This window comes from Stackebrandtia sp., assembly GCF_035643755.1.
Classification (GTDB): Bacteria; Actinomycetota; Actinomycetes; order Mycobacteriales; family Micromonosporaceae; genus Stackebrandtia.
Map to the genome: position 1 here is coordinate 19,712 of NZ_DASQPW010000264.1, position 23,831 is coordinate 43,542.

Annotated in this window: 24 protein-coding genes and 1 pseudogene; 15 read left to right on the forward strand and 10 right to left on the reverse strand. The window is 70.1% G+C overall.

Annotated elements, in window-relative coordinates:
- Positions 1-58: 58 nt before the first annotated feature.
- Positions 59-1,066 (forward strand): glycoside hydrolase family 6 protein, encoded by a 1,008-nt coding sequence (locus tag VE172_RS20425; protein ID WP_324803827.1) that lies wholly within the window; start codon positions 59-61, stop codon positions 1,064-1,066.
- Positions 1,067-1,168: 102 nt separating this feature from the next.
- Complete coding sequence (locus VE172_RS20430; RefSeq protein WP_324803828.1) at positions 1,169-1,789, forward strand: dihydrofolate reductase family protein; 621 nt, start codon at positions 1,169-1,171, stop codon at positions 1,787-1,789.
- Here VE172_RS20430 and VE172_RS20435 read toward each other — a convergent pair.
- Positions 1,786-2,454 carry a DUF485 domain-containing protein gene (locus VE172_RS20435; RefSeq protein WP_324803829.1) on the reverse strand — a complete coding sequence of 223 codons (669 nt, stop codon included), beginning with the start codon at positions 2,452-2,454 and terminating at the stop codon, positions 1,786-1,788. The genes VE172_RS20430 and VE172_RS20435 overlap by 4 nt on opposite strands.
- Positions 2,451-4,859, reverse strand: a complete 2,409-nt coding sequence (locus VE172_RS20440) for an FtsK/SpoIIIE domain-containing protein (protein ID WP_324803830.1) — start codon at positions 4,857-4,859, stop codon at positions 2,451-2,453. The genes VE172_RS20435 and VE172_RS20440 overlap by 4 nt, the downstream gene beginning before the upstream one ends.
- Positions 4,860-5,137: 278 nt before the next feature.
- On the opposite strand from VE172_RS20440, the gene VE172_RS20445 reads away from it, so the two are divergent.
- Genes VE172_RS20445 through VE172_RS20455 form a run of 3 tightly spaced genes read left to right on the forward strand, consistent with a single transcriptional unit; the run spans position 5,138 to position 7,173 of the window.
- Positions 5,138-5,500: a hypothetical protein gene (locus VE172_RS20445; RefSeq protein WP_324803831.1), complete on the forward strand. Its 363-nt coding sequence runs from the start codon at positions 5,138-5,140 to the stop codon at positions 5,498-5,500.
- The gene (locus VE172_RS20450; RefSeq protein ID WP_324803832.1) at positions 5,497-6,558 is read left to right on the forward strand and encodes a hypothetical protein; all 1,062 of its coding nucleotides are present in this window, start codon (positions 5,497-5,499) and stop codon (positions 6,556-6,558) included. Before VE172_RS20445 ends, VE172_RS20450 begins: the two co-directional genes overlap by 4 nt.
- 27 nt (positions 6,559-6,585) lie before the next feature.
- Positions 6,586-7,173, forward strand: coding sequence for a hypothetical protein (locus VE172_RS20455; protein WP_324803833.1), 588 nt, complete (start codon positions 6,586-6,588; stop codon positions 7,171-7,173).
- On the opposite strand, the pseudogene disA reads toward VE172_RS20455, so the two are convergent.
- A pseudogene (disA, locus tag VE172_RS20460) lies at positions 7,164-8,222 on the reverse strand (DNA integrity scanning diadenylate cyclase DisA); the annotation flags it as partial. The gene VE172_RS20455 and the pseudogene disA overlap by 10 nt on opposite strands.
- 170 nt (positions 8,223-8,392) lie before the next feature.
- Between disA and VE172_RS20465 the strand changes: the two are divergent.
- Positions 8,393-9,019 (forward strand): hypothetical protein, encoded by a 627-nt coding sequence (locus VE172_RS20465; protein ID WP_324803835.1) that lies wholly within the window; start codon positions 8,393-8,395, stop codon positions 9,017-9,019.
- A 117-nt stretch (positions 9,020-9,136) separates the two neighbouring features.
- Here VE172_RS20465 and VE172_RS20470 read toward each other — a convergent pair whose 3' ends face one another.
- Positions 9,137-9,343: a hypothetical protein gene (locus VE172_RS20470; RefSeq protein WP_324803836.1), complete on the reverse strand. Its 207-nt coding sequence runs from the start codon at positions 9,341-9,343 to the stop codon at positions 9,137-9,139.
- 177 nt (positions 9,344-9,520) lie between these two features.
- Here VE172_RS20470 and VE172_RS20475 point away from each other — a divergent pair, with 177 nt between their 5' ends.
- Complete coding sequence (locus VE172_RS20475) at positions 9,521-10,195, forward strand: hypothetical protein (RefSeq protein WP_324803837.1); 675 nt, start codon at positions 9,521-9,523, stop codon at positions 10,193-10,195.
- Positions 10,196-10,631: 436 nt separating this feature from the next.
- Here the strand turns inward: VE172_RS20475 and radA are convergent, their stop codons facing one another.
- The 3 genes from radA to VE172_RS20490 form a co-directional block, all read right to left on the reverse strand.
- Positions 10,632-12,029, reverse strand: coding sequence for a DNA repair protein RadA (gene radA / locus VE172_RS20480; RefSeq protein ID WP_324803839.1), 1,398 nt, complete (start codon positions 12,027-12,029; stop codon positions 10,632-10,634).
- A gap of 38 nt (positions 12,030-12,067) precedes the next feature.
- Positions 12,068-12,733: a copper chaperone PCu(A)C domain-containing protein gene (locus VE172_RS20485; protein ID WP_324803841.1), complete on the reverse strand. Its 666-nt coding sequence runs from the start codon at positions 12,731-12,733 to the stop codon at positions 12,068-12,070.
- Positions 12,734-12,801: 68 nt separating this feature from the next.
- Entirely contained in the window at positions 12,802-13,578 is a 777-nt protein-coding gene (locus VE172_RS20490; protein ID WP_324803843.1) for a UbiA family prenyltransferase, read from the reverse strand.
- A 15-nt stretch (positions 13,579-13,593) separates the two neighbouring features.
- On the opposite strand from VE172_RS20490, the gene VE172_RS20495 reads away from it, so the two are divergent.
- From VE172_RS20495 to VE172_RS20525, 7 genes are all read left to right on the forward strand, one after another.
- On the forward strand, positions 13,594-14,304 hold the full coding sequence (locus VE172_RS20495; protein ID WP_349258476.1) for a methyltransferase domain-containing protein: 711 nt from the start codon (positions 13,594-13,596) through the stop codon (positions 14,302-14,304).
- Complete coding sequence (locus VE172_RS20500) at positions 14,297-15,445, forward strand: acyl-CoA dehydrogenase family protein (protein ID WP_324803845.1); 1,149 nt, start codon at positions 14,297-14,299, stop codon at positions 15,443-15,445. The genes VE172_RS20495 and VE172_RS20500 overlap by 8 nt, the downstream gene beginning before the upstream one ends.
- On the forward strand, positions 15,439-16,473 hold the full coding sequence (locus VE172_RS20505; protein WP_324803846.1) for a type III polyketide synthase: 1,035 nt from the start codon (positions 15,439-15,441) through the stop codon (positions 16,471-16,473). Before VE172_RS20500 ends, VE172_RS20505 begins: the two co-directional genes overlap by 7 nt.
- A gap of 81 nt (positions 16,474-16,554) precedes the next feature.
- Entirely contained in the window at positions 16,555-18,111 is a 1,557-nt protein-coding gene (locus VE172_RS20510) for a hypothetical protein (RefSeq protein WP_324803848.1), read from the forward strand.
- A gap of 404 nt (positions 18,112-18,515) precedes the next feature.
- Entirely contained in the window at positions 18,516-19,001 is a 486-nt protein-coding gene (locus VE172_RS20515) for a CarD family transcriptional regulator (RefSeq protein ID WP_324803849.1), read from the forward strand.
- 169 nt (positions 19,002-19,170) lie between these two features.
- Positions 19,171-19,665, forward strand: a complete 495-nt coding sequence (gene ispF, locus VE172_RS20520) for a 2-C-methyl-D-erythritol 2,4-cyclodiphosphate synthase (protein ID WP_324803850.1) — start codon at positions 19,171-19,173, stop codon at positions 19,663-19,665.
- Positions 19,662-20,702 (forward strand): tetratricopeptide repeat protein, encoded by a 1,041-nt coding sequence (locus VE172_RS20525; protein WP_324803851.1) that lies wholly within the window; start codon positions 19,662-19,664, stop codon positions 20,700-20,702. Before ispF ends, VE172_RS20525 begins: the two co-directional genes overlap by 4 nt.
- A gap of 22 nt (positions 20,703-20,724) precedes the next feature.
- Here the strand turns inward: VE172_RS20525 and VE172_RS20530 are convergent, their stop codons facing one another.
- On the reverse strand, positions 20,725-21,087 hold the full coding sequence (locus VE172_RS20530; protein ID WP_324803852.1) for a hypothetical protein: 363 nt from the start codon (positions 21,085-21,087) through the stop codon (positions 20,725-20,727).
- Between the two features lie 61 nt (positions 21,088-21,148).
- On the reverse strand, positions 21,149-22,570 hold the full coding sequence (dnaB, locus tag VE172_RS20535) for a replicative DNA helicase (RefSeq protein WP_324803853.1): 1,422 nt from the start codon (positions 22,568-22,570) through the stop codon (positions 21,149-21,151).
- Positions 22,571-22,891: 321 nt separating this feature from the next.
- Between dnaB and VE172_RS20540 the strand changes: the two genes are divergently transcribed.
- Positions 22,892-23,263 carry a hypothetical protein gene (locus VE172_RS20540; protein ID WP_324803854.1) on the forward strand — a complete coding sequence of 124 codons (372 nt, stop codon included), beginning with the start codon at positions 22,892-22,894 and terminating at the stop codon, positions 23,261-23,263.
- Between the two features lie 59 nt (positions 23,264-23,322).
- On the opposite strand, the gene VE172_RS20545 is transcribed toward VE172_RS20540, so the two are convergent.
- Positions 23,323-23,820 carry a hypothetical protein gene (locus VE172_RS20545; protein ID WP_324803855.1) on the reverse strand — a complete coding sequence of 166 codons (498 nt, stop codon included), beginning with the start codon at positions 23,818-23,820 and terminating at the stop codon, positions 23,323-23,325.
- Positions 23,821-23,831 lie beyond the last annotated feature (11 nt).

Below are 23,831 nucleotides of genomic sequence, written 5' to 3' on the forward strand. Positions count from 1 at the left end.
TCTGGCAGGCTGATGCGGTTCCCTTCGCTTCGTTCTGTCCCGCAACGAAACGGTGCTCATGAAGAAGAAGACCGCACTCATCGCGTCGCTGGCGTTGGCCGCCGCGTGCGTCCCGGCCGCCGTCACCTACTCGGCCTTCGCCGACGACGATCACGGCAACCGCCCGGCCGCGCTGGACGGCGAGTTCTACGCCAACCCCGGCGGCAACGCCGCCACGTGGGTGAAGGACAACCCCGACAGCCCCAACGCCGACGCCATCAAGTCGAAGATCGCCGAGCGGCCCGGCGCCAACTGGTACGGCACCCAGGCCGACCAGGACTGGCCCAACACGCCGGTCGACCAGTACGTCGCGGACGCCGCGCAGGCGGGCAAGACCCCGATCCTGGTGGCGTACAACATGTACCAGCGCGACTGCGGCGGCCAGTCCCAGGGCGGGGCGTCCTCCCCGGACAAGTACAAGGCGTGGATCGACGACTTCGCCTCCGGCATCGGCGACGGCAAGGCCCTCGTGGTGCTCGAGCCCGACGCCGTCGCCCAGATGGTCGCGGGCAACTGCGACCTGGATGTCAACGCGCGCAAGGAACTGCTGAAGTACGCGGTGGACGCGCTGGCCTCCAGGGCCCCCAACGCCTCCACCTACCTGGACGCGGGCACCGCCACCTGGCCGGGCGACGCGGGCACCGTGGCGGGCGCGCTGAAGGACGCCGACGTGTCCAAGATCCGCGGCTTCGCCCTCAACACCTCGAACTTCTACACCACCGAGGAATCGGACAAGCGCGGCGCCGACATCAACCAGGCGCTGGGCGGCGACAGCCACTACGTGGTCGACACCAGCCGCAACGGCTCGGGCCACACCCAGGACGGCGACGACTCCTGGTGCAACCCGAAGGGCGCCACGCTCGGCGAGGCGTCCACGGTGGTCAACGACGGCGCGGACGACGCCCACCTGTGGATCAAGGCGGCGGGCGACTCCGACGGCGACTGCGGTTACGGCGCGGGCGTGCCGGCCGGCCAGTTCAGCGAGAAGCTGGCCATGGCGCTGATCACCGGCGACTACGACGGCTGACCTCTTCATCACCTCTCTCACCAAACCGGTGGCCCGGGCCCGCGAACGGGCCCGGGCCGCCACACTGTGTGGAGGAATCCGCGATTCGTCCGAGGAGGACCCATGGGCCGGCTGGTCACCAACACGATGATCACCGTCGACGGCGTTTACCAGGCGCCGGGCGGGCCGCAGGAGGACACCAGCGGCGGCTTCGCCAGCGGCGGTTGGTTCGCCCCGTACGTCGAGGAGTCGATCGGCGGGGAGCTGTTGGCGCGCCACCTGGCGGTCGAGGTGTTCCTCTACGGCCGCCACACCTACGAGATCCTCGGCCACCACTGGCCGCACGCCGCCGACGACGATCCGATGGCGGCGAAGCTGAACCACAGCCCGAAGTACGTGGTGTCGCGGACGCTGACCTCGGCGGACTGGGAGAACTCGACGCTGCTGCCGGGCGACGTGGCCGAGGAGGTGCGGGCGCTGAAGCGGCGGCACGACGGCGACATCTTCGTCATCGGCAGCGGCATGCTGGTGCGGACCCTGCTGCGCCACGACCTGGTCGACCGGCTCACGCTGATCGTGGCGCCGGTGATCGTGGGCGAGGGCAAGCGGCTGTTCGCCCAGGACACGCCGCCGCGCGGGCTGCGGCTGGTGGGCAGCAAAGTGTTCGACGGCGGGATCGCCGTCAACGACTACGAGTTCGCCGGCGCCGTCAAGACCGGCGACGCCTCGATCGCCCCCGACTAGTTCAGGTAGACGTTGCCGAGCCAGCAGGCCACGACGATGGTGCTGGCGCAGATCGCCATGCCGAGCCGGGGGTTGCGGACCAGCTTTCCGTTGGGGCCCAACGTGCCCTCGCCGAGCACCGGTTGGGAGACCAGCCCGACGCACAGCCACCCGGCGGCGAAGGCCAGCAGCGGGTATCCGAAGTAGACCAGGAGGATCTGCGGGAGCGCGTCGGTGATGCGCTCGGTGCCCGCCGTCAGGATCAGGGTGACGGTCTGGGCGGCCAGCGCGAGCAGCGCGAAGCCGCCGTAGATCACGCCGTTGCGGTCGTCGGCGCGCCAGCGGGGCAGCAGCTTGGGGCGGTGGGCGAGGTACCAGGCGTCCTGGTAGCCCGAGTCGGCCTGGGCCACATCGGCTTCGGCGGCACTCAGCGCGGCGGCCGGGTCGTCGGGGATCGGCACGGGGTTGGACTGGGTGGGCGGCCGCGGCAGCCCGCACTGGTTGGCTAGTGTGGACAGTCGCTCGCGCTGGGTGGCCAGGCGTTGCCGCATGGCGTCGATGCTGGCGGTCGAGCCCTCGACGCGGTCGCGGCGGGCGGCGTCGGCGTCGTGCTGCGACGCGCGGACGCCGTCGAGCTCGCGCAGCGCGGCGAGATAGTCGGCGTAGGGGCCGGCGGGCTGGCTCACGGCTCCTCCGGGGAGGTGAAGGGCACCAACAGTTCGCGGGTGTTGGCGTGGCGGTCGATGAACAGGCCGCGACCGGGGCGCGGGTCCCAGTCCAGGAACGACTGTCCGAAGTGGCCAATGAGCTCGCCGCCGGGGATGTTGAGGACCACGGCCCCGGCCACGTCCTCGCGCCCGGAGCTGCCCCCGATGTCGTCGGCGAAGCGGCGCAGGCCCCGCCACCAGCCCAGCAGGTGGACGCCGCGGCCCGGTCCCTCGCGCAACAGCCTGCGCAGGGCGGCCTGCCCGGCGCGGTCCAGATTGGCGGCGTCCAGCCCGAAGCCGATGAGGAACGCGGGGTCGTCGGAGGCGGCCAGCTCGGTGAGGGTCTCGGTCAGCTGGGCGGCGGCGACGGCCTCCCCGCGCTCGCCGACCAGGTCGAGGGTCGCGCGGGCCCGGGCGTCGGGGGTGAGCGCGGCGACCAGGTAGCGGGCGGAGGGGCGCTGCCGCAGCAGCGACGCGGTGGCGGCGTGCAGCAGGTGGGCCCCGACGGGGTCGGCGCCCAGGATGGACAGGTGGCGGCCCGGGGTGGAGTCCAGCGAGAACGCGGCGGTGTCGAGCCTGGCGTTCACCCTGCGCCCCAACAGGACCTCCGGGTGCGGGTTGGGGGTGAGCGCGGCGTACCGCGGGTCGTCGTCGAGGTGGACGGCGGCGTAGCCGTAGAACACCGTGGGCGGCGCCGCCTCGCCGCGCGCCGACCACATGTCGTGGCGCAGCTGGTAGAGCGTGTCGTTGTCGGCGTGGGCGTTGGGGAAGCGGATGCGGCGCTCGCGGCCCGCCGCGCCACCATCCACATTGATCACGGCCTCGCCGGTGCGCAGCCCGGCGGCGGCGTTGTTGTTGACGTCCAGCACCGCATTGGCCCCGGGCAGGGCGACCCGCAGCGGGAACTGGCCGAAGATCGACTCCTGCTTGTTGTACAGCGCCTCGATGCCCGAGGTGGTCTGGCTGGCCAGCACCAGGTGGACGCCGTAGGAGCGGCCCTTGCGGGCCAGGTTCTCCAGGACCGCGACGGCCTGGCGGGCCAGGGAATCGTTGCCCGCGAACAGGACCTGGAATTCGTCCACGATGCACACGATGCGGGGCAGGCTCTCGGCGCCGCGCAGCTGCGAGTAGCGGGCCACGCCGTGGCGCTTCATCATCACCGAGCGGCGGGTCATCTCGGCGTCCAGCTCGCGCAGGATCGCGACGCCGTATTCGCGGTCGGACTCCACGCCGACGGCGCGGGCGTGCGGGATGAAGGTGGGATCGGAGGCCTGCGGCGTGAACTCGGTGAAGGAGACGCCCTCCTTGAAGTCCAGCAGGTACAGCGCCAGGTCATCGGGCGAATAGTGCGCCGTGAGTCCATAGAGGATATTGAGCAGGAAGACGGTCTTGCCGCCTCCGGTACGGCCGCCGATCAGCCAGTGCGGGGTGGTGTCGTCGAAGGACAGCCGCACGATGCCGCGCGAATCCTTGCCCGCGATGGCGGTGACGCCCTCCGACGGGTCCTCCCGCCACAGCTCGGCGGGCGCCAGATCGGCGAAGCGCAGCTCCGCGGCGGCCTTGGCCTCCTCGGCGATGCGCGCGCACTCGACGCGCAGCAGCTCGGGATCGGGTGCGGGGTCGAAGGCGACCGGGGCGAGCAGGCCGCCGCGCGCGCCCAGGGTGACGCCCGGCGGGTTGCCCACCCACATGTCGCCGTCCACAGTGATCTGAACTGACTCGGGCAGCTCGGCCACGCCCGCGGCGATGATGTGCAGCCCGGCGCCGACGCCCGAACGGGCCAGGGCCGCCAGCCGCGACAGCGTCGCCGGGCGGGCCTCGTCCATCGAGGCGATCACCAGGATCAGCTTGGTGGCGCGCTGCTCCAGCAGCCCCGTCTTGACGTGCTCCTCCGCGGCCGCGAGCGCGCGCTCCAGGCCGGCGGCGTCGGTGGCCACGGGGCTCATCAATCGCGCGTCCACCAACGGATGCAGGGGCGCGAGGGTGGCGCCGACGGCGGCGGTGTCCACGCCGACCACCTCGACGGAACCCGCCTTCTCGGTGCTCAGGGTCTGCAACAGCAGCGACCGCACGAGCCCCGCCACGCGGGGATCGCGGGCGTCGGCCGACACGGCGAGATGCGCGGCGCCCATGAACGGGACGTGGACGGGAAAGCCCGAGTCGTGCAGCCTCGCCTCGCCGAGGCGCACCAGCCCCGGCACCCCCCGCAATCCCTGGGCCGCTGCCGAAAGCCGCTGCGCCAGGCCGCGCTCGGCGGTGACGCTGGCCGGGTCCACCCCGGCCCTCGACAGCGCGTCCAGCCGCCCCGCGGCGGCATCGACCCGCCCCGCGGCGCTGAGGTGCAGCGCGACCGCGTTGGCGAACGTGGCGCTCAAGCCCGTCATGGAGGACGCGTCCCTTTCGTGTGCCGGTGGTCCATTCGACCTTACTGGGGGGACACGGCGGAGCCGACGCCGCGCACCGGCCCATACCCACCCAACAGGAACCAGTCATTCCCAGACCTGGCATTCGGGGCGCCCTGAATCCACCGCCGCCCGTCAACCGTCCATTCAGACCCAAACCATGGCACGTTCTGATGAGTAAATGGTCACAGCACTCAGAGTATTGTTGGGGGCCACGGGATCGCGAGCCCCCACGCAAATCATCGACTATGGGAGCAGAAATGTCAGAAACCTCCGCCGAGATCCACCTGCTCGAAAGAGCCGGGGGCAAGGAATTGCCCGAAGCAGCCCACGTTTACCGCGACATCAACTCCACCGTCCTCACCACCGTCTCCATCCCCGCCAACGGCGACTACTGGACCGACTGCATGTCGCAGGCGGAACACATCATCGCCGACGCCGACAACAATCTTCTCAACGCGGGCACCATCCTGCGCATGGTCGCCCTGGAATTCGCGCAGAACGACACCGACGCACAAGACGCCATCAAAAAGGACTGCAACGGCCAACTGCCCACATTGGGCAAGGACGGAAAGTGGTCCGATGGGGTGCCGACTCACGACGACGGGGGGCTGCCGAAATGAACGACGCACTCGACGATCTCTCGTCGGCGCTCACGTCGGTGTCGGGCGGCGACTACACCAAGTCCGCCATCGACGACCCGATCGATCACATGAAGGACGTAATCAAGGCCGCCGACTGGGTGAAGCCCGCGATCGAGGGCTTCCGGCAACCATTGAAGGACCTCACCACGGTCAACCCGAGCTCGTTCACCGACGCCATCACCAAGTTCAGGAAGGCGGCGCTGATGCTGGGCGTCGACAGCGCGTCCCAGGGATCCGGCGACGGCCCCGACCAGAACCCCGGTGGGACCGTCGCCCAGCACATGACGACGGTGAAGAACACCGTCACGGGCGGCGGCTACAGCGCCAGCCCGCCGTGGACCGGCGACTCGGCCGACGCCTTCACGAAAAACTTCCTTCCCTACTACACCACCGCGGATAACACCCCCGGGCAAGCCATCAAGAACCAGGCGTGGATGCTGTCGGCGATGCAGATGATCGTCGAGGCGCACCAGGCGGTGTACGTCCGCACCCGCCAGGACGTCCGGGAGATGATGAAGAATGCGTCCAAGGCCGCCGACCAGAACACCAGCGACTTCAGCGTCTTCTCCTCAAAGGACGACGGAAAGTTCCTGATGACCATCGTCGCCGCGACGCTCGCGGTCGCCGTGTCGATCGCCGCGCCAGAGGCCACGGCGCTGACGATCGTGGCGGCCACGGCGACGCAGACGACCACCGTCTTCGGCGCGATTCCGCAGGAGAACAAGAAAAACGGCGAGCGGTTCACGATCAGCGCCGACAGTCCCGGCGGAATGGTCTACGACATGAGCAATGCGCTGACCAAGATCCAGAACCAGCAAAAGGGCCATCTGAAGGCCGTCAAGGACTCGATCGACGCGCTGTGCGGGAAGATCTCCGGCGGTCAGACGCGCCTGCACATGGTGGGCCCCATGGTCAACGAGAGCAAATACGCCTTCCCAAAGGACAAGGCCGGCAACGAGTCCAACGGGGACTCGCCGCTCGACGACAACGACGTCGACGACACGTATCAGCACGGCTGGCACCTGCCGGACGCCTGATAACACCCCTCATGTCAAGGAGCAAACATGGAATCCTGGGGCGACATGATGCGGCGACTCGACCTCAAGGTCACCTCGCCGGACAAACGGATCCGGGGACGCGTCCACCAGGGAATGGCGGACATCAAGTTCATCGACAACGCCTACCGCGAATACACCGAAGCCGCCATGGGCAGCCAGATCGCCGCGCTGTGTCAGCTGCTGTGGGTGGGTTACCGCAAGGCGGATGTCCTGGCCACGACCCAGACCGCGGGCGCGGCCGCCGCCGAGGAGATGCGCCACCCCGCGGGCTTCGCCGACCGCGAACTGTTCGCCGCGCGCCGGGCGATGGAGATGGGCGCGACGTCCGACAGCGGAAGGCTCGCGATCAGCTGCGTGGGCTTCCAGAACTGGAGGTTCACGATCCAACGCGGCACCTTCGACGCGCTGTCCGAGAACGAATTCCGCGCCGACTTCCGCTCAGTGGTGAGGCCACTGATGGACGACTACCACGAGAAGCTCGACGCGCTGCTGGACGCGCACCGGCGCCGCTTCGACCCCGAGGGCTACCAGTCGATCAAGGACAGGGAGCGATTCGAGAAGCGCCAGGAGGCCGCCGCGCGCCCTCACACGTAACGTTCCAACATGGACACCTCGGCGAGGCGGGACAGTCCCTCCCGGACGCTGCGGGCGCGGGACGCTCCGACGCCGTCGACCTGCTGCAGGTCGTCGACGGTGGCGCCCAGCAGGCGCTGCAGGGACTCGAAGTGCTCCACGATGCGGTCGACGACCGTGCCGGGCAGGCGCGGGACGCGGCCCAGGAGACGGAAGCCGCGCGGGCTGATGGTCGAGTCCAGCAGCTCGGTGCCGCCGTAGTGGCCCAGCGCCTGACTCACCGCCGACAGGTCGAGCAGTTCGTTGGCGGACAAGGCGTCCAGCCCGGCCATGCTCACCGCGGGCGCGGTGCGGTCGTGCTCGGACGGAAGGTAATCGCGGACGATGAGCGCGCGGTCGGTGTCGACGCCGGCCATGAGCTCGTCGAGCTGCAGGGCCAGCAGACGGCCGTCGGTGCCGAGCTCGATGACGTAGCCCTCCACCTCGTCGGCGATGCGACGCACCATCTCGGTGCGCTGCACGGCGACCATGGCGTCGCGGACGGTGACCAGGTCCTCGATCTCCAGGGCGGAGAGGGTCCCGGCGACCTCGTCGAGGCGGGCCTTGTAGCGCTCGAGCGTGGCCAGCGCCTGGTTGGCGCGCGACAGGATCGCGGCCGACTCGTCCAGGACGTGGCGCTGCCCGTTGACGTACAGGCCGATGATGCGCATGGACTGGCTCACCGAGATGACGGGGCAGCCCGCCTGCTTGGCGACGCGCTCGGCGGTGCGGTGGCGGGTGCCCGATTCCTCGCTGGGGATGGTGGAGTCGGGCATCAGGTGCACGGCGGCACGCACGATGCGGGTGCCGTCGTTGGTGAGGACGACGGCGCCGTCCATCTTGCACAGTTCGCGCAGGCGGGTGGCGGAGAACTCCACGTCGAGCTGGAACCCCCCGGTGCACAGCTCCTCGACGACCTCGTCGAATCCCAGGACGATGAGCGCTCCGGTGTTGCCGCGCAGGATGCGCTCCAATCCGTCGCGCAGTGCGGTACCGGGCGCCATCAGCGCCAACGTGGCCCGCAGGGGCTCGTCGCGTTCGGGCAGTACCAAGGCTCTGCCGCTCCCTCCACAGTCACCGGCACGTCCGGCATGATCGTACGTCCGACGTCTGGGTCGTCGACGTCCGACAAGTCTAGGCGGTGGCCACCGACGGCCACGCGGCGTAGCGTATTTGCCGCGAGCGCGAAAGGGTGGTGGCGATGCCACGCAAGGTTCCGGCGGGCTGGATGGTGGTCAACCAGCGTCCGCCCAAGCGCGCCCTGATGCGCCTGGTGGGTTACCTGGTGGCGGGCGGGGTGATCACGGCGTTCACCTGGCTGATCTTCGCCTCCGAGCCCGCCGCCCTGGACACGGGCGCGACCAATCCCGCCGCCAAGGCCCCCGTCTTCGTGGGCATCGTCGTGGTGCTCGGCATCCTGGTCGTGGCGATCCCCGCCCTGCGCCCGCCGCGCCTGGCCGCGAACCACTACGGCATCGCGGTGCGCCCGGGCGCGTTCCGCACGGTGCTGCTGCCCTGGGCCCACGTCGAGGAGGTCACCGCGATGACGGTCCCCGGCCGCCGCACGGGCGACGCCTACATGCTGATCGCCGTCGACGACTACTGTGGACACACAACGGGCGACCGCCCCCGCTTCCTCGACCGCGCCGTCCTGCGCGAGGCCAACCGCGCCACCGAGGGCCGCGTCGACAACTTCGACCTCGCCGTCCGCCTGGCCGACTTCGTCGGCGAGCCCGACATCATCCTCGACAAGTTCGCCAAGCTCGCCCCCGCCCACGTCGACGTCACCAACCAACTCGACGAGTCCGAAGAGGCCGCGAACGCCTAAAACTCCCCCTCCAGAGCGGCCAAGATTTTCAAGCCCCCTTCCTTCCACCAACAGTCCCTATGCGAACACTGGACCCCAAAGAGGGAACAACGCCACCTACGGAATGGCCAAACGCATTCAAAACGACGAGGCCAGCGCGACCACGACCACGGCCACCATCAGCGCCGCAACGATCAAGCCTTTCCGTCGATTCGGCGCGATGGCGATGCAGGATGACCGTCGCCAGCGGTAGGAGCCAGGAAAGGACGTCCGGAAGCGACGCCACTCCACCCATAGCCGTGAAAACTGATCACCATGGACCGCTGTCTTGACCTGATCGGCCACGAAACCTTCCACCGCAGAGGTGACGGGTGAGGCCAACGCACCCAAGGTCTTGCCGCCGCGGTCGCGACATGCCGTGCGCGCTTTGGGCCCACATCGCACGCTTCGCACTACGGTAGTGACTCCACGTGCTCGGGAACATGTCCCCGCACGGTCAAACTCGTCTTGAGGGAAGCGCCGATGAAGACGACCACGGTCACGCGTCTGACGACGCTCATGTTGGCGATCTCAACATCCGTTGCGGTACTCGGTATTGCCGAACCGGCCAGCGCCGCCCCCGGCGACAACGGTGACATCAAGGTCCATCAGTCGACTACCTCCACAGACGACGAACGCAACGAACCGCAGGTGTGCGTGTTCTATTTCGACGCGTTCCACTTCGATGGGCTGCAGCAGCTTGAGTGGACCATCAGCCAACATCCCCCCACCGGCACCGCCCAGGTCAATCAGGGTTCGATCAGGCTCGACAGTGACGGTCACGGGTACACGACGAATATGGAGCTACCCGACGGGCACTACGAGGTGGACTGGACCTGGCAGGGCAAAGACGGCGCGCCAAAGACCAAGTTGTTCACCGTGGACTGCGGTGGCGCGCCTACGCCGAGCGGGTCGTCCCTCTCAAGCAGCACGCCGGCGACGCCGAGCACCAGCGCCTCGGGGTCGCCAAGCGGCGACGTGTCCGCATCCAGCGGGGCGCCGAGTCCGGCGAGCGCCCCGGCGCCGGGCGATCATGGCCGGTCGCTGCCGATCACCGGCACCCCGCTGGTGTGGTTGATGACCTTGGCAGGCGCACTACTAGCCATCGGCATCCTGCTACGCACCCGGTGGGACCGCCTCGTACGGCGCCGCAGGTAGGACGATCCGTTCAGCGGACATGTCACTGTCGGCATTGGTCGCCGGGGCGTTGGGTTTTGAGCTCGATTTCGCCACCGACCACAACTCGGGCCAGTCAACCTGCGCCGTAACCCGCGGTTTTGTGTTCGAGAAAGCGACCCTATGGACCAGGCAGCTCTATAGCGGGAGACGGGTGGGAGACCTGCCGTCCCATCCCCTCCCATCGAGCCCTGGCTCGGGGCAGGGAGCCTCGTCAAGTGAGACCCTCTCCCCCAGGCAACTCGGGCACGCGACGGGAGAAGGCCCGCGTCCCGATCCCCTCACGTCGAGCTCTGGCGCGGGAGTTTGCGGGGAGCCCGTCTCGGGGGACCTTCCCGCCCAGATGGCTCTGGCGCGGGACACGGAAGGAAGGCTCGCGTTCGGATTTCCCCTCCCACCGCGGGCTAGGGGGAGCGGGTTAGCGGGAGGCCCAGTGTTTGGCGGCGATGCGGGTGGCCTCCTTGACCGTGGCGACCTCGGTGACCGTCATGTTCTTGGGGGCGCCGTCGGCGCAGCCTGGGGGGACCAGGGCGTGGCGGAAGCCGAGGCGGGCGGCCTCGGCGAGGCGGCGGGGGACGCCCGAGACGCGGCGGATGGCGCCCGTGAGGCCCGCCTCGCCGATGGCGACGATGTCGGCCGAGACGGGGGCGCCCGAGATGGAGGAGGCGACCGCCAGGACCAGGGCTAGGTCGGCGGCGGGTTCGATGACCTTGATGCCGCCGACCGTGGCGGCGTAGACCTCTCGGTCGAGGCAGTGGACCTGGCCGCGCTGGTGGAGGACGGCCAGGGCCATGTTGAGGCGGGCGTAGTCGAGGCCCGAGACCGTGCGGCGGGGGATCGTGCCGTCCTTGGCGCTGCCGCCGACCAGGGCCTGGATCTCCACCAGCATCGCGCGGCGACCCTCCATGGTGACCGTGACGCAGGTGCCGGGGACGGGCTCGGTGGGGGATTCGGCGAGGAAGAGGCCCGCGGGGTCGGTGAGGCCGACGATGCCGTCCTCGGTCATGTCGAAGCAGCCCACCTCGTCGGCGGCGCCGAAGCGGTTCTTGACGCCGCGCAGCAGGCGCAGCGTGGAGTGGCGGTCGCCCTCGAAGTGCAGGACCGTGTCCACCAGGTGTTCCAGGACGCGGGGGCCCGCGATGTTGCCGTCCTTGGTGACGTGGCCGACCAGGATGCAGGTGATGCCGCGCTCCTTGGCCACGCCGATCAGGCCCGCCGCCACCGCGCGCACCTGGGTGACGCCGCCGGGCACCCCGTCCGCCTCGGCGGTCGACACCGTCTGGACCGAGTCCAGCACGAGCAGCCCTGGCTTGACGTCCTCAAGGTGGCCGAGCACCGCCGACAGCTCGGTCTCGGCCGCCAGCATCAGGTCGTCGTGCAGGGCGCCGATCCGATCGGCGCGCAGCCGCACCTGGGCCGCCGACTCCTCGCCCGTGGCCACCAGGACCCGCCCGTGGCCCGCCGCGGCGTAGCGGTGCGCCACGTCCAGGAGCAAAGTGGACTTTCCGACCCCGGGCTCCCCCGCCAGCAGCACCACGCCCCCGGGCACCAACCCGCCGCCCAGCACCCTGTCGAATTCGGTCACGCCCGTCGGCTTGGCCTGGGCCTGGGACGCGCTGACCTGGGAGATCGGCAGCGCGGGGCTGGCGGGGCGCGCCACCGACGTCGCGCGGGGACCCGCCGTCGCGGCGGGGGCGCGGGCCACGGTCTCCTCCATGGTGCCCCACTCACCGCAGTCGGGGCATTTACCCATCCACTTGGGAACCGAGTGCCCACAGGCGGAGCACGCGTATACGGAGCGGGGCGTCTTGGCCATGGCCAGAAGTTACGCCGAGGCTACGACAACGGGCGGGATTACTCGGCGACCGCGGAGTCGCTGGCGCCCTCGGCGGGCGGGGTCATCGGCAGCTCGGCGGTCACCGCTCCCGCCTTCGCGAAGGTGAACGTCACCTTGATCTCGTCGCCGGGGGCGATGTCGCGCTTGAGGCCCTGGAGTTCCAGGTACTGGCCGTCGCCCTGGGCCTGCTTGGACGCCAGGGTCACGTGGCCGCCCGTCACGACGGGAACGTCCACAGTGAAGCCCTTGGTCGCGGTGTCCTGGCTGGCGGAACCCGAGGCCGACCCGCTGGCCGAACCCGAGGCCGAGGCCGAGTCGGACGACGGCGTGTCGCCGCCCTGGTCGACCACCTCGATGCCCGTGGCGGCGGGGGTGCTCACCTTGGTCAGGGTGTCGTTGACGGAGCCCGCGTTGACGATCCGCACCACCAGGGGCGCGGTGGCGCCCTTGGCGTATCCGTCCTCGTTGTACTCCACGACCATGTTGCGCAGCGCCAGGCGGATGCCCTTGTCCTCGTGGTCGAGGTCGACACTGGCGCCGGGAACGGCGGCGACCATGTGTTCGGTCTGGGCGTCCTGGCCCGCGCCACAAGCCGACAGTGCGAGGGTGGCGGCGATGCCGACTCCCAACATCGACCAGGTCAACGGCTTCGACTTAATACGCACCGTGGCGTCCTTTCTCATGACCGCACATGCGACCCACACATTAGACGGCTTGTCGAAGATGCCTCTCTTCGACCCGCCCCTGTGTGTTACAGGGCCACGGCGACCAGCAGCGCCAGCGCGTCGACCAGCGCCAGTCCCATGACGACGCGGAAGACCGCCCGCCCCCCGGGCAGCGCGACCGCCGCGGCCCCGCCGAGCCCGCTGGCCACCAGCACGCCGATCCCCCAGCCGCCCGCGATGTGCAGGCCCGCGATGACGCCCGCGCCCACCAGCAGCACCGCCGCCGCGATCCGCGAACCCATGGCGCCCAAACGATGCGGAAGCCCGCGAATCCCCATGGCGATGTCGTCGTCCAGGTCGCTGAGGGTGTTGGCGAAGTGCGCGGCGGTGCCCAACAGTGCCCCCGCCGCCACCGTCCACACCCGAGGGTGGGCGGCGGCGTAGGTCACGAGCAGCCCGAAGCTCATGGCGTACGGCAGCGGCGACCACGCGGTCGCCTTCAGCGACACGTTGTACATCCACCCGCCCAACACCCCGACGATGTGGAACACGCCGGGCGCGCCGACCAGGAACGACAGCGGCACCGCCGCGATCCCGGCGGCGATCGCGCAGCGCCACAGCACCCGCGTGGCGATCCGCCCCGTGGCGGCGGGCTTGTCGGTGCGCTGGGCCAGCAGGTCGCGCTCGGCGTCGAAGGCGTCGTTGCTCCAGCCCACCGACAGCTGCCCGCACAGCACGGCGGCGAACACCGACAGGGTTTGCCACCATGGACGTCCCGACGCGGCGGCGATTCCCGTCGCCACCAGGGTCACCACCGCGACCGGGCCGGGATGGCAGGCGCGCAGCAGCGCAAGCGATCTCACGGCGGCTAGTCTCGCATGGACGAAGAGGTACGCATGATCGTACGTAACGACCCGCGTCAATACGATGATCTGGTCGAGGAATGGTGGAAGCCCGACGGCGCCTTCGCGATGCTGCACTGGCTGGCGAGGTCGCGCTGCGCGCTGCTGCCCGCCCCGACCCGTGACGACGCCGTGTGCGTCGACATCGGCTGCGGCGGCGGGCTGAACTCCGCCCACATCGACGGCTACCGCCACATCGGCGTCGACCTGCGGCACGACAACCTGCGCCGCGCCGCCGACCACGGAGTGCTTGCCGCCCAAGGCGACGCGCTGCGGCTGCCGCTGGCCGACGCGTGCGCCGACGTGGTGGTCGCCGGGGAGATCCTGGAGCACGTGCCCGACTGGCGCGGCGCGATCGCCGAGGCGTGCCGGGTCCTGCGCCCCGCGGGGACCCTGATCGTCGACACCCTGGCGGACACCCGCCTGTGCCGCTTCGTGGCGGTCACCCTGGCCGAGAAGATGCCGGGCGGGCCGCCTCCGGGCATCCACGACCCCGCGCTCTTCGTGCCGCCTCAGGGGCTTCTCAGCGCGTGCGCGGCCGAGGGGGTCACACTGAAGCTGTGGGGCATCCGCCCCGCCGCCGGTGCGATGCTGCGCTGGCTGGTGCGGCGCCGGGGCGAGGTGCCGATCATTCGCACCAGGTCGACGTCCATCTTGTACGCGGGAGTGGGAGTGAAGGATGCGTGAGGTGCGGCGCATGGTCGCCGGGATGCGTGAGCGCGCCGCGAAGCACGACGCCGACGGGTCCTTTCCGGACGCCGACTTCGCGGGGCTGCGCGAGCATCGGCTGCTGGGCCTGATGGTGCCGAAGCGGCTCGGCGGCCGGGAGGCGTCCTTTCTGGACTATGTCGAGGTGGCCTACCACCTGGGGCGCGGCAACGGCTCGACCGGCCTGATCTTCAACATGCACGCCTCGGTCACCGGGGCGCTCGCCCAGGCCCCCGACGAGCTGGCCGCCGAGCTCGGCGCGGGGGACACCTTCTTCGCCCAGCGCGACAAGCTGCTGTCGGACGCCGCGTCGGGCGCGCTGTACGCCGTGGCGATGAGCGAACGGGGCGTCGGCTCGCGACTGTCCAAGATCACCACCGCCTACACGCCCACCGACGACGGCTTCCACATCAAGGGCGCCAAGGCGTTCGTGTCCGGATCGGGGCACGCCGACGGCTACCTGGTGGCGGCCCGCAGCACCGTCGACGCGTCCGTGGTGTCGCAGTTCGTGGTGCCCGCGGGCGAGGGCATCACCGTGGAGCCCACCTGGGACACCATGGGCATGCGCGCCACGGGAAGCCACGACGTCCACTTCGACGTCCGGGTGTCGCCGCGGGCCCTTCTGGGAGGGGTCGAGGGCATCACCCTGCTGGCCGCCCAGCTGGCGCCGCACTGGATGGTCGCCAGCTACGCGGCCGTCTACATCGGAGTCGCCCGCGCCGCCATCGAGCTGGCCGCCGAGCAGGCCAACCAGCGCCGACTGTCCACGATGGCCTCGGTGCGCGCCCGGCTGGGCCGCGCCGACGCCGCGGTGGCCTCCGCGTACGCCACCGTCCGCGAGGCCGCCCGCCTGGTGGACGCCGCCGATCCGCAGTCCGCCGAATGGGTGTGGCGGGCCAAGCTGCTGGCCGGCGACACCGCCACCCAGGTGACCGCGTCCATGATGGAGGTGTGCGGGGCCTCGTCGATCCGGCGCGGCAACCCCCTGGAGCGACTGTTCCGCGACGCCCGCTGCGGCGCCCTCCAACCGGCCACATCGGACGTGTGCGCCGACTGGCTGGGCGTCAACGCCCTGGGCGGCGACCCCTACGCCGACGCCACGGCGGGCCCGCGATGGTGAAGCCGATCATCGCCGGATTCGGCGAGGCCACTCCCGGGGTTCTCGATCAGGAAACCCTGTGGGACGGGTACTTCGAGGGCCACACCTCCGGCGACGACCGCGCCAAGAAGATCTTCCTCAATGCCGGGGTCGACACCCGTCACGGCGTGATCGACCCGCTGACCGAGGACATCTCACAGTGGACGACGGCGCAACGGATGGCCCGCTACGAGACCGAAAGCGTCCCGCTCGGCGAGCGCGCCCTGCGCGACGCGCTGCGCGACGCCAATGTGGACGCCGCCGAGCTCGGCCTGCTCACCACCGTCTCGTGCACCGGCTACGTTACCCCCGGCCTCGACATCACCCTGGCCGCGCGGCTGGGCGCCGCCGCCGACATGCGGCGCGTCGTCGTCGGCCACATGGGTTGCTACGCCGCGATTCCCGCGTTGTCCACCGTGGCCGATTACGTGCGCCAGTCGGGGCGGCCCGCGGCCCTGCTGTGCGTCGAGCTCACGAGCCTCCATCTCCAGCCCGCCCCCCTGAACACCGAGCAGACCGTGGCGCACGCCCTGTTCTCCGACGCCGCCGCCGCGGTCGTCCTGGTGCCCGGCGGCGAGGGCCTCGAGGTCGTCGACATCGCCTCCCGCACCGACACCGCGCACTCCGCGGCGATGACCTGGCGCGTCACCGATCAGGGCTTCCGGATGGGCCTGTCGTCGCGGGTGCCGCTGGTGCTGGCCCGGCACCTGCCCGACACCGTCACCACCCTGCTGCGCCGCCACGACGCCACCATCGACGACATCGACGCCTGGGCGATCCACCCCGGTGGCCGCCGCATCCTGGACGTGGCCGCCGACGTCCTGCGCCTCGACGAGACGCGGCTGCGCGAATCCCGGGAGGTGCTGCGCCAACACGGCAACTGCTCCTCGGCGACGGTCCTGATGATCCTGAACCGCCTGCGGCGGACCCGACCCGCCGAGGCCGTCGCGTGCGCGTTCGGCCCCGGCCTCACCTTGTACGCGGCTCTGCTGCGCCGATCGCGTCCATAAATTCACTGAACACGCAGGTCACGGCGGTGACTGATCTTGATATGTTGACCTTCCGCGAGCCCCTCGGCGGAAGGTCACACCGTGACGCGACGTCTGATCACCGCCGCCTGCATCGCCACCGCGCTCGGCGCGCTGGCCTCCTTCGCCCTCCCGGCTCTGGCGTCGGAGTCCCAGGCGGCGACGCTGAGGCACATCGACGCCTCGGGCTTCACGCTCTCCCCGAGCCCCGCGGGCATCGACTACGGATCGATGGTCGACAAGGTGGAGAAGGACCCTCGGATCGTCAAGACCACATTGGACAAAGTGGTGACGGCCGACGCCCCCGCCCGCACCGGCCGCGCCGGGCTGTGCCACCCCACCAATCTGAAGTCCGAGCTGAAGCCCGCGGGTTTCTGCTGGGATGCCGACGACGACACCTCCGCCGACTGGACGCCGCAGGGCATCACCGGCTCCGGCGACGCCGACCCCTCCGGCGAGGTGGGCGGGCGCAGGCTGATCGCCGCGAGCTGGCACTTCACGGACAACACCTTCGCCCGGATCAGCATCGCGGACGTGTCCGACGCCTCCGCCGCCCCGAGGTACCACCACCTGCTGCTGGTACAGCCCACCGCCGACGGCAACTTCACCGGTGTGGACAACGTCCACGCCGACGGCCTGATGTGGTTCGGGGACAGGCTGTTCGTGGCCACCGGGGGACGGCTCCAGGTGTTCAGCACCGAGCACATCTGGCAGACCGGGACCTCCGGCGACGACGCGGGAAAGGTGGGCCTGGTCGGCGACGGCGCGTACGCGCGCTGGCACGGCTGGGCGATGCCGATGATCGCCGAGTACCGCACCGGGTGGGGAGCCGGCGGCTCATGGAAGTCGTGCGCCTCGGTGGAGGGCGACGACCCGTGCATGAACTCCATTTCGCTGGCCCCCGACCGCACGTCCTTCGTGACCGCCGAGTACTACCAGCCGGGCGCCGCCGGCGGGCGGGTGATCCGCTGGGGCATCGACGCGGCCACCGGGCTGCCCAGCGGCAAGGCCACCGAGGCGTTCGCCTCCCCTATCTGGCACCAGCAGGGCATCGCCACCGACGGGACCTACTTCTACATCACCGGCGACTGTCCGGGCACGCCGCCGCCCGACGACCCGAACAACTGGGTCTGCGTCCACCGCGCCGCGCCCGACGGCGAGCCGCACGTGTTCACCCAGGGCCCGCCGCTCACCCAGAACCTGTCCTACTGGCCGCAGACCAAGCAGCTATGGGGCATCAACGAACGGATCAACACCACCGAGGGCAAACGGGTGGTCTTCAACATTCACGTCTTAGCCGACTTGCTGGGCGCGCAGCCGCTGGCGGCGCAGGTCTCGGCCTTGGAGCTCTCGTTGCCGGTCTCGACCGACTGGCTCGTGGAGGGTCTCGGTGAGGGATCGGCCGGGCCCGCGCGGCCCAGCCACGGCACGGTGAACAGGCTCGCCAGGGTGATGGCCACCGTCACCGCCAGCACGATGAAGGGCAACCGCCGCTCCCGGCGGGCCGTACGGGCGTCGTACCGCAGCTCCTCGCGGACCTCGGCGACCAGATCGTCCAATTCGGAAAGATCATCGGGGATGACGACCTTGCCCCACTCCTCGGGAAGACCGGGGATGTGACTGTCGCCGCCGGATGGTGGTGCCATCGCAGACCTCCTGCCAGGGAAACCCCTGCGGCCCCGGGCGCCTCGCCACGCCGCGCGGGACACCGGGACACGTGGTACGGAGTGTTCTGTTTCCCAGCCTGCCACCAAGTGACGCTCAGCGCTAGATGTGGAACGGGACAAGCATGATCGGTATCCTTGGTAGAGGAGCCGTACGGTGTGGGCGGAAAAACGATCACAGTAGGCAGTGACGGGGAGTGCCACTGACCACAGTGGTGTGACTGTCTGCTCACCTGGGGGTCACCGACGCCGCGAGCTTTTGCTCACATTGAGGGTGACCTGCGGTTTCGTCGCCACGCGGAGCGGCGACGCAGCACATGACCGTGTTACCCTTGACACAGCGAAAGGGGTTTCGATCCTATGAGTTTTAGTGTCGGCGAGACCGTTGTTTACCCCCATCACGGGGCCGCACTCATCGAAGCAGTCGAGACTCGCACCATCAAAGGCGTAGAACGGGAGTATCTCGTCCTGCGCGTCGAACAGGGTGACCTGACGGTGCGGGTTCCATCCACCAACGTCGAACTAGTCGGCGTGCGAGAAGTAGTAGGCGCCGAGGGACTGACCGAGGTCTTCGACGTTTTGCGCGCCCCGCACACCGAAGAACCGACGAACTGGTCGCGACGGTACAAGGCGAACCTGGAGAAGCTTGCCTCGGGCAACCCGCTCAAGGTCGCCGAAGTCGTTCGTGACCTGTGGAGGCGCGACCGCGAGCGCGGACTCTCCGCTGGGGAGAAACGCATGCTGACCAAGGCGCGCGACATCCTGGTAGGCGAGGTGGCTCTCGCCGAGTCCAGCACCAAGGACGACGCCGAGGTTCTGCTCGACAAGGTGCTCGCCGAAGCCTGAGAGAAAAACGATAGGCGGGGTGTGTCTTGCTACGCAAGACCACCCCGTTTTTCTTGTCTTTTTGCCGCGCTTCGCGCGGCGCCACGGGGCTCCGCCCCGTGCTCCCCGCTGGGGGCTCCGCCCCCAGACCCCCGATTCATGGTTCTCGGGACCATTAAGCTCGGTGGCCGTGACCATTCCCGAAGTCGGCATCGGCACCGACGTACACGCCTTCGATCCCGACCGCCCGTGCTGGGTGGCGGGCCTGGAGTGGGACGACGCGCCCGGGCTGGCGGGACATTCCGACGGGGACGTGGCCTGCCACGCCGCGTGCGACGCGCTGCTGTCGGCGGCGGGGCTCGGCGACCTGGGAAGCAACTTCGGGACCTCCCGCCCCGAGTGGGCGGGCGCGTCGGGCCTGCGGCTGCTGGAGGAGACCGCCCGTCGGGTGCGGGAGGCGGGCTACACCGTCGGCAACGTGGCCGTCCAGATCATCGGCACGCGGCCGAAGCTCGGCGCGCGCCGCGCCGAGGCCGAGCGGGTGATGGCGGAGTGTCTGGGCGCGACGGTGCGGCTGTCGGCCACCACCACCGACGGGCTCGGCTTCACGGGCCGCGGCGAGGGTCTGGCCGCCACCGCGGTCGCCCTGGTGCTTCCCGCGCCGCGGTTACCCTTCAATTTGTGAATTCCTCGTTCGGCAACATCGGCGACGCCGACACGTATCTGGCGCGCGCCGAACTCATGGTCGAGCTGGATCGCTTCGACGAGGCTCGCGAGGAACTCGGCGGGGCGCTGTCGGCCGACCCCGCACACGTGCCCGCCCTCACCCTGTTGGCCATTGTGGAGCTTCAGGTCGGCAACTACGACGACGCCCTCACCGCCGCCGAGGCCGCGCTGCGCGCCGAACCCACCCACGAGCCCGCGTTGCTGGCCCGCGGCCACGCCCTGGCCCTGATGCGGCGCCCCAACGACGCGCTCGACGTCGCCGAAGAGATCCAGCGCAAATACCCCGAGTCCTGGTGGCACAACGTCCACTACGCCCTGATCGTCCGCGAGAGCCGCAACGGCCAGGACGCCCTGGACGCCGCGTGGGTCGCGGTGCGCATCGCCCCCGAGGAGGCCCGCGCCCACCTCACCCTTGCCCTGGTCGCCGCCACGCTCGGACTCGACGACCTCGCCGACCGCGCGCTGGCCGCCGCCCGCCGCCTCGACCCCGGCATCATTCCGCTGGTGGAGGACGACACCCAGCTCGGCCCGAAGCTGCTGCGCGACAACCCCGACGCCCCCTCGACCGCCCGCCGCCGCGCCCGCCGCGACGAATGGGAGTACGGCCCCGCCCGCAAGGCCCGCGCCCGGATTCCCGCGCCCGTCCGCCGCAGCCTGTCGATCGCCGCGGCCATCGGGGTCGGCGTGCCGATCGTCGCGGCGGGGCTGTCCAACGGCCAGCCCACCGCCGCCCGCGTCATCGCCGCGATCGGCGCCGTCCTCGGCCTGATCGGCCTGTACTTCGTGACCCGCCAGATCCCCGTCCACATCAAGGACGGCCTGCGGATCTCCATCGACCGCGACAGGGTGCTGGCCCTGGGAGTGATCGCCGCGGGCTGCGCCCCCCTGCTGTCCCTGGTCTACGCGGCCACGGGCGTGGTCTACCTGTTGGCGGGAGCGATGGCGGCGGGCTTCGTCGCCCTCGGCGTGGCGTTCATGCGCGGCCGCTTCAACTGAGCCACGCCGCCACCGACGGACGCTAGAGGTTCTGGCATTTGTCCTGAATGGTCTCGACCATGTCCTGGGCCTTGGAGGCGTCGGGCACGTCGCCGGTGGAGGAACCGGGGTCCTTCGTGGACTTGTCGAGGTCCTCGGTGAGGTCGGCGAAGTCCATGACGGCCTTCTTGAGGTCGGCGTCGTCGATGCCGTCGGCCTTGTCCCGCAGCGTCGAGACCTTGCTGTCGAAGTCGTCCTGTCCGACCGCGTTGACGGTGTCGTTCATCTCGTCGCTGATGCTCGCGCAGTCGACGGCGTTGCCGAGGAGGCCGCAACCGCTCAGCGAGGCCAGCGCCAAGCCGCCCGCCAGCGTCAATCCCGCCAGCTTTCGGACCATGGTGTTCATCGGGGGTGGGGTTCCTCTCGAGAATCGATCAAGGTTCGGCGCGACATTACTCGACGCCGCCTCACACCGCCATGTCGACGAAGCGCGACAGGTGCAGCTGGGCGGCGACGGTGACGGTGTCGGTGGCGCCGTTACGGTGCTTGGCGACGATGAAGTCCGCCTCGCCCGCGCGCGGCGACTCCTTGTCGTAGTAGTCGTCGCGGTGCAGCAGGATGACGATGTCGGCGTCCTGTTCCAGCGAACCACTCTCGCGCAGGTCCGACAGCTGTGGACGCTTGTCGGTGCGCTGTTCGGGGCCGCGGTTGAGCTGGGCGACGGCGATCACCGGGCACTCGATCTCCTTGGCCAGCAGCTTCATGCCGCGCGAGATCTCGGAGACCTCCTGTTGGCGACTCTCCACCCGCTTCGGCGAGGACATCAGCTGGAGGTAGTCGACCACGACGAGCTTGAGGTCGTGGCGCTGCTTGAGGCGCCGGGCCTTGGCGCGGATCTCCATCAGCGTCATGGACGCCGTGTCGTCCACGAACAGCGGCGCCTCGGAGATCTCGCCCATCCGGCGGGCCAGGCGGGTCCAGTCGTCGTCGGAGAGCTGGCCGGAACGCAACACGTGCAACGGAACCCGGGTCTCGGCGGCCAGCACCCGCATCACGATCTCGATCTTGCTCATTTCCAGCGAGAACATCGCCGCGGCCTGCTGGTGGTGGAGGGCGGCGTGGCGCAGGAAGTCCATGGCGGCGGTGGACTTGCCCAGGCCGGGGCGGCCGGCCACGATGATGAGCTGGCCGGGTTGCAGGCCGTTGAGCAGGCGGTCCAGGTCGGAGAAGCCGGTGGGCACCCCCGTCATGGCGCCGGCGTTCTCGCCGATCGACTCGATCTCGTCCAACGTGGGCTGAAGCAGCTCGGACAGCACCGCGAAGTCCTCGCTGACCCGGCGCTCGGTGACCTCGTACACCGCCTGCTGCGCCAGGTCCACCAGGTCGTCGACGTCGCGCCCCGCGCCCGAGGCGGTGCCGTAGCCCAGCTGCACCACCCGGGTGCCCGCCTCGATGAGGCGGCGCAGGATGGCGCGCTCGGCGACGATGTTGGCGTAGTACGCGGCGTTGGCGGCGGTGGGCACCGAGGAGATCAGGGTGTGCAGGTACGGGGCGCCGCCGATGCGGCCCAGCTCGCCCATGTCGTTGAGGGCGGCGGCCAGCGTCACCGGGTCGGCGGGTTCGCCGCGCGCGTACTTGTCGCACACGGCGTCGAAGATGACCGAGTGCGCGGGCTTGTAGAAGTCGACGGACTTGAGGATCTCGACCACGTCGGCGATGGCGTCCTTGCTGAGCAGCATGCCGCCCAGGACGCACTGCTCGGCCATGACGTCCTGCGGAGGGGTGCGCTCGAACTCGCCGGGTTCGGGGGGTGGGGGCTCGTCCTCGTAATGTGGCGAGTTGGGCTGGCGGCCGCTGGGCGGCCGACCGGCGGAAGCATTGTGTTCCATGATGGAGCCATCCCCGCGTTAGTCGAATCTTCTTCTTATCAGCCGCCACCGACAACTTTCGGTAGGCACCGACCCTATGGCGGCGGCGTCACCAGCGCAAATCCGCCTGTGGATAACTCTGTGGATAAGGTGTGCACAACCGCGCGTCGACCTGTGGATAACCCTGTGGCGCGGCTGTGGACAACTCGCCGCCGCGCCCCGACGAGCCGCGGTGAGCTGCCAAGTCGCTTCCCACAGGCTGTGGATGAAAATTGCCCACCCCTCGCGCCCTGGTCCGGAAGGACGATGACAAGCCTCACGGCTGCGGGCACACTGTCAGTCATGGAATCCCCGCGCGAGATCGAGCGCACCGACCGGGTGGACGGCACCGGCGAGCGGGCCTTCGTGCCGACCCTGCTGGCGACCGCCGCCTGGTACGTGATCCCGGCGCTGCTGTTCGTCCTGTGGTCGCTGCTGTTCGCCGGGAACACCTGCGACGGAAGACAATGCGGGCCCGGCCAGCGCATCGGCGAGGGCCTGGGCGCGGCGATGCCGTGGGCGTTTCCGTCCCTGGCGTTGAGCCTGCTGATCGCGGTGCTGCTGCGGCTTCCCGCGGTGGGCTGGCGCTCCGGCGCCACGGGCACGGCCGCGGCGTTCCTGGGCGCCGGCCTGACCACGGTGATCCTGCGCAGCGTGGGTTACGACATCGGCTGACCGGCGGCCGGACGCCCCGGGAGCTCCAGTGGCCCCGGGGCGTCGGCGGCGGCGGGCGGCTATTCGCCCGAGCCGTTGTCGCACTGCGCCGGGTCGGCCGCGACGGTGACGCCGCAGACCTGCCAGTGGGCGGCCCCGGAGCCGTCCACGTTGACCGGCGTGATGCCGTTCTTTGTCTTCGTGCCGTCGTCGGCGGCGCCGGTGCGGTTGTCGCACACCGCGCCCTTGCTGTGGCTCAGCACGTTGACGCCGCAGACCTGGAGGTGGCCGGCGTGCGAGACGTCGACGTCGGCCGCCGACAGGGTCCTGCCCCCGGAGGACCCGGCGCCGCTCGGGGCGCCGATGCCGTCGGAGTTGTCGCAGGCCTGCGCGATGGTCTGGTCCGCCACGTTGATGCCGCAGACCTGCACGTGCGCGAGGTCGTCGGCCTTGACGTTGGCGAAGCTCAGGCTGTCCGAGCCGGTGGAAGAGAGGCCGGGCGCGGCGTTGGCCGTGCCGGCGACCGAGAGGATGCCCAATCCCAGCGCGAGCGCCGAGAGGCCGAGCAAGCGTTTCATGTTGCCTCCTA